Consider the following 5,668-nt stretch of genomic DNA (forward strand, 5'->3'; position numbering starts at 1 on the left):
CAATAAAAGAGACTTCTGTAATTGCATATGCATTTTTCTGCTGAAAATCAAATAGTGGATGCTGATCAGGAAGGTCTTTTTTCGACCCGAGAAGAAGAGATCACTCTGATGCTCACCAGGGCGGGAGTAAGGCAGAACCATGCACGCGTTCTTGTCTTTCTATTTGGTCGATCAGATCAGACCTCACGTGATATCGAACGCGGAACCCTGCTCAGACAGCCTGAAGTAAGCATTGCCATAAATTATCTCATCGGCCAGGAATGGGCAAAAGTTGCTAGCCTTATTACAGAAAATAAAGGCAGACCTGTGAAACTCTACCAACTTGCAGTCTCTATTGATACCATCCTTGATGATATCAAAAAAGAGAAGGAGGAGGAGTATACTACTCGGGTTGATCTCATCGAGAACGTCAGAAAACTCGTTCACGAGTCAGGGTACTGATCTCTCCTATTCTTTGATTCCCAGGATTTGGCAATCATTATTCTCACCAACAATGACTGTCATGATACCTGAAAACTCGGCCATGATACCGCACCCGACGACACCGGGTATATTATTAATTTCTGATTCCAATACCTGCGGGTCTTTGATAGGGCCTGAATGATAGTCAAGAATAATGTTTCCGTTGTCAGAGAGGACCGGCCCGTCTTTTTTCACTCCATCCCTGATAACAACAGAGCCTCCCATCTCTTCAAGTCTACGGACTACATGCCCGAGTGCAAATGGTATAACCTCAACAGGTACCGGACCGGAGAGCTGGTCACAGAGTTTGGATGAGTCAGCGACGATGATGAGTCGCTGAGAAGCATCTGCAACGCACCGCTCTCTGACATGGGCTGCACCCCTGCCTTTTATGAGTCGCAGAGATGGATCGATCTGATCTGCACCATCTATAGTGATATCAATCCGTGATACGTCGTCAAGTGATGCGAGAGGAATTCCTCTTTCCCGGGCCTTGATAGCGGTTTGAATTGAGGTGGGGACGCCGGTGATACGAAGCCCACCCTTTATCCGCTCTGCAAGGCTGTCCATGGTGTATGCAACCGTTGAGCCGGTTCCAAGCCCGACGATCATACCATCACGGACATATTCGGCAGCCCTGCATCCGGCATTCTGTTTCGGATTTCCATTCCCGGATTTTGTCATTGCCGGTCAGGTTTGAAGCAGAGTGACTTAAGTCTGCTGGCCCGGACTGCCTGAGAAGAGTTCGCCAAAACAGGAAGTTGCCTTGTAAGATGTACAGTCAAGTGTTATCGGGGTGACTGAAATATTCCCCATCCTGACCGCATGAACATCCGTTCCTTCAGGTGCGTCCTCAATTATTGGCCCGTTGATCCAGTAATATGGTTTTCCTCTGGGATCAATTCTCTTTTCCACTCCTGTCTCAAAAAGACGTTCCCCAAGAGTAGTGACTTCATACCCTCCTTTAATAACAGATGGAATATTGACATTGACCACATCGGTGTGCTTAGGAAAACCCTGTGTAAATATCCGCGATATGACATCCCTGACAACCATCTTTGATCCATCAAACCGCGACCCCGGAAACTTCGGGTTGTCAAACTTCTCTGCCTGATCCTCAACCTGAAGCGAGAATGCAACAGCGGGAATGCCCTGGTTTGCAGCCTCAAGAGCAGCACCTACGGTTCCTGAAGTAGTAATAGCCTCTGCAGAAACATTCTCCCCAATGTTTATTCCCGAAACCACCAGGTCAGGTTTCAGATTCAGGGCAAAAAGGGCGATGATAACCGAGTCCGTGGGCTTTCCTCCGACTGAAAATGCTTTCACCCCGTTGTACGTCACCTCGTTGACCCTGAGAGGTTCAAAGATAGAGACCGACCTGCCTACTGCACTCTGCTGTGTAGCGGGGGCACAGACAATAACTTCTGCTATCTCTTTCAGTGCGTCGAATGCAGCCCAGAGGCCTTCCGAATTCACACCATCATCATTGGTCAGCAGGATGCGGGGTACCATTACCCAATACATTACCCGGAGAGAGTAAGAGTATGACTGATCAGGGGAATTATGCGTGATGAACTCTAACCTGTTCTACAATGAGAGTTCTCCTCGCAGAATATGCATGTCATCATGATCCTGCCCTTGCGTCAGAAGGTGAAGCAATGTTTCGCACTCTGCGAGACAGTTTTACCAGGACAGGATACGAGGTTGTAATGCCAGCGCCAGGTGCCGATTTTGCGGATGAGCTTCGCCGACTGGCACCCTCATGCGAGGAAGCACTGGTGATTGCACCTGATCACCTGCTTGCACGATACACTAAGATCGTTGAGGATCTGTCACGAAATATCGGGTGCAACTCTCTTGCGATCGCGGTCTGTGCAAATAAACGCCGGACAGCAGATACTCTCAAGGCCCATGGAATCGATGTCCCTGCAGAGGTCACAACAGGGAAACGGGTGATCAAGGAGATCTCCGGCTGTGGTGCCATTCATATGCGTTATCGCGATGAGGAACCTGAAGCGGGAGAATTCGGGCAGGAGTTCATCGAAGGTGAACATCTCTCGGTGAGCATGGTTGGCAGCAGGGTCGTTGGTGAAGTATGTCTGTACTATACCGGTGAAGGGCCGATGGTGCTCTCACTCAACAGACAGAATATCAGTATAGATAAAGACGGGAACTTTCACTACGATGGAGGTGAAACACCTGCATCTCATTCAAGAGCTGAGGAGATCATCAGTACTGCGAGAAAGGCAGCAACCATACTTGGGTGTCAGGGATATATCGGCGTAGACCTTGTTGTCTCATCCGACCGGATCGTAATAGTTGATGTCAATCCGCGTCCGACTGACAGTATTGTGGGTATCGCTGCAATAATGGAAGAAGAGATTGCTGATATCATCGTGAAAGCATCGTATGGAAGATCACTTGAAAAGGTGACACTCAAAGGAAAAGCACAATTTGGAAAAGATGGTTCGGTGACTGTCAGTGATCGGGATTGATGTCGGCGGGGCGAACCTGAAGGTCGTTGATAGTTCAGGTGTTCATATTCACTACTGTCCGCTCTGGCAGGAGGCACCTATTCAGGAACTGTTGACCCCCTATGCTGGATCAGAGAATGCAGCTGTTGTGATGAGCGGTGAACTTGCAGATTGTTTTTCATCAAAGCAGGAAGGGATCGAGTTCATCGTTTCAGAAGTGAAGGCAGTATTTCCTGATGCTATCTTCTATGGGATGGATGGGAAATTTCATACTTCAGCAGTTCCGCAGCTTGCAGCTGCCAACTGGCTTGCTATGGCTGACATGCTCAGACACCGGTATCCTGGAGCAGTACTTGTTGATATGGGAAGTACAACAACTGACATCATCCCGCTCAATGCCTTTGATTCTATGATTGGGCAGACTGATCTTACCCGGCTTCAGCAGGGATACCTGGTGTATTGTGGTCTGCTCAGAACCAATGTTGCAACCCTGATTCAGACTGCTGAAGTCAACGGGTTGAATACGCCTGTCAGTACCGAATATTTTGCTTCTACCGGTGACGTCTACGTTGCATTAAACCGGATAAACGAAGATCTTTTTTCTGCTGATACTGCCGACCGGAAGGGTACAGATCGCACCTCCTGTATGAGGCGGCTCGCACGGGTTGTCTGTGCAGATCTGGAAGAGATCGGAGAGAGTGGAGCACTTGACATAGCCATATCAGTATACAAAACCCAGATGAGTCTGATCGTCAGAGTTGTTGAAAAGATTGTCCTGTACCATGGTGCAAAGCAGATTATTGCTGTTGGAATCGGTTCAGCACTTGTTGCAGAATGGACTGGCAGCAGAGATCTTTCAACAGAACTTGGAGAGTATACTGATGCTATGCCAGCTTATGCAGTGAGAGAGATAGTAGCAACTTTGAGTGAAGCAGAGTTGTTGTCATGAATGAGATGAGATGAAATGTTCAAGATAGAGAATAAACTCGTTACTTTCTCTGATAAATGGCATCAGGATCTTATCCTGTCGACAGTCTTAATTACCATTGTCATATTGTTTCTCCTGCCGTGTGTAGAAGCAACACCGGCTGAAGTCACCCCGATTAACACCTACCAGACCCGTGCTCCTGTGGATTACGATCAGGAGGTTGAGACCGGAATCAAGGATTATAGTACCTGGGTTACTGCCGGAGAAGAACAACTCCGATCATCCAAGTACCAGGAGGCTCTGGAATCATTCAACAAAGCTCTTGTTGCCTGTAACAAGGGCCGGATATTTGGATCTGATAAAGCCCGTGTACTCACCGGAAAGGGATCAGCATTTCTTGGCCTCGGAAGATCCAAGGAAGCGTTGACTGCATTTTCTGAAGCTCATGATCTGGATCCCCTGAGTACTGCTGCTATCATGGGTCAGGGTAATGCCAACACCGGACTTGGGCAGTACGATGATGCTCTATCAGCTTACAATTCAATTCTCTCACAGGATCAAACCAATCTCTCGGTCCTTATTCAAAAAGGGAATGCTCTCAGCCTCCAGGGGCGGGCACAGGCAGCCATCAATGTATACAAGAGTGTTATAAAAATAGAACCCGAAAATGCTGCTGCATGGGCTGGTGAAGGGAAGATGCTTGCATCCTTAAACCGTCACAAGGAGGCTGTCGAAGCGTACAATTTGTCTGTGAAATATGATCCCAGTGATGCTGACACATGGATCAATTATGGAAAGAGTCTCTGGGTTCTTGGACAATATCAGCAGTCACTTGATGCGTACAACAAGGCACTGGTAATACGACCCAATGATCCATCAGCACTTGAGGGAAAAACAACCGTAACCGGGCTCATTTCCCGGTATCAGAAGGCCATGTCCCAAGCATCAAAATGAAAACTTCAGATTGTCCTGAAGTGGCTGGAGATTTCATACGAGATGCAGGGGTAGAGGATGTTCGGTCTTTTGTTTTGGATCGTCTTCATGCCCACGGAGCACACGGGCTGGATCACACTATGCGGGTTACTGCTCTCTGCGAAAGTATTGGTAGAAAAGAATCAGCTGACATGAAAATTCTCATTTCTGCAGCCCTACTTCACGATATTGCCCGTCCCCTGGAAGAATCAGATGGTACTCCTCATGAGGAAGAGGGTGCCAGGATAGCAGAAAAATATCTTCCATCTCTTCATTATTCAAATGTTCAGGTTCAGGGGGTAGTTCATGCAATCCTGACTCACCGGTACAGATCAACAAAACTGCCGGAGACTCTGGAAGCAAAGATTCTATCTGATGCAGATAAGCTCGATGCGATAGGAGCGGTAGGGATAGCCCGGGCGTTTATGACCGCCGGTGAGAGAGGCGGAGAGATGCAGGATGCCATGGATCATATCGATGATAAACTGCTTAAGCTCAAGGATTTGATGTATACAAAAACCGGGAGAGAGATTGCACAGGGGCGACACCGGGTTCTTGAAAGGTTTCGTGAGATCTATAATACAGAAACCCGGCCTATGTTACAAAAATGAAACTGGTGTGAAGGTAATACTAAAGCGCTAAAGAGATGTATACTCAACTTTGTGAAAGGGGAGTAGTTGTTATCCTCTAAAGGTACTCCCAGGTAGCGTCAGGATTTAGCTGTAAAAGAGTTTGACTCAGTCACTACAAACCATCCATCTTCTCCATGCTCAATCACCACATTAAATTTTTGAACCATCATTTTCACTATTGTAATGGAATTGTATTGTCT

At 47.5% G+C, this 5,668-nt stretch carries 7 protein-coding genes; 5 read left to right on the forward strand and 2 right to left on the reverse strand.

Features of this window, described 5'->3' with window-relative positions; all coding sequences use genetic code 11:
* Positions 1-27: 27 nt before the first annotated feature.
* Complete coding sequence (locus VN429_RS11780) at positions 28-441, forward strand: MreA family transcriptional regulator (RefSeq protein WP_325633567.1); 414 nt, start codon at positions 28-30, stop codon at positions 439-441.
* A gap of 6 nt (positions 442-447) precedes the next feature.
* Here VN429_RS11780 and rpiA read toward each other — a convergent pair whose 3' ends face one another.
* Positions 448-1,146, reverse strand: a complete 699-nt coding sequence (rpiA, locus tag VN429_RS11785; protein ID WP_325633569.1) for a ribose-5-phosphate isomerase RpiA — start codon at positions 1,144-1,146, stop codon at positions 448-450.
* 27 nt (positions 1,147-1,173) lie between these two features.
* Positions 1,174-1,974 (reverse strand): 5'/3'-nucleotidase SurE, encoded by an 801-nt coding sequence (gene surE, locus VN429_RS11790; RefSeq protein WP_325633571.1) that lies wholly within the window; start codon positions 1,972-1,974, stop codon positions 1,174-1,176.
* A gap of 80 nt (positions 1,975-2,054) precedes the next feature.
* On the opposite strand from surE, the gene VN429_RS11795 reads away from it, so the two are divergent.
* Genes VN429_RS11795 through VN429_RS11810 form a run of 4 tightly spaced genes read left to right on the forward strand, consistent with a single transcriptional unit; the run spans position 2,055 to position 5,447 of the window.
* Positions 2,055-2,957, forward strand: coding sequence for an ATP-grasp domain-containing protein (locus tag VN429_RS11795; RefSeq protein WP_325633573.1), 903 nt, complete (start codon positions 2,055-2,057; stop codon positions 2,955-2,957).
* On the forward strand, positions 2,944-3,885 hold the full coding sequence (locus VN429_RS11800) for a hydantoinase/oxoprolinase family protein (RefSeq protein ID WP_325633575.1): 942 nt from the start codon (positions 2,944-2,946) through the stop codon (positions 3,883-3,885). Before VN429_RS11795 ends, VN429_RS11800 begins: the two co-directional genes overlap by 14 nt.
* Before the next feature lie 15 nt (positions 3,886-3,900).
* Positions 3,901-4,818 (forward strand): tetratricopeptide repeat protein, encoded by a 918-nt coding sequence (locus tag VN429_RS11805; protein WP_325633577.1) that lies wholly within the window; start codon positions 3,901-3,903, stop codon positions 4,816-4,818.
* Positions 4,815-5,447, forward strand: a complete 633-nt coding sequence (locus VN429_RS11810; RefSeq protein WP_325633579.1) for an HD domain-containing protein — start codon at positions 4,815-4,817, stop codon at positions 5,445-5,447. Before VN429_RS11805 ends, VN429_RS11810 begins: the two co-directional genes overlap by 4 nt.
* Positions 5,448-5,668 lie beyond the last annotated feature (221 nt).

Origin of the sequence: Methanospirillum sp. (assembly GCF_035560735.1) — an archaeon.
GTDB lineage: Archaea > Halobacteriota > Methanomicrobia > Methanomicrobiales > Methanospirillaceae > Methanospirillum.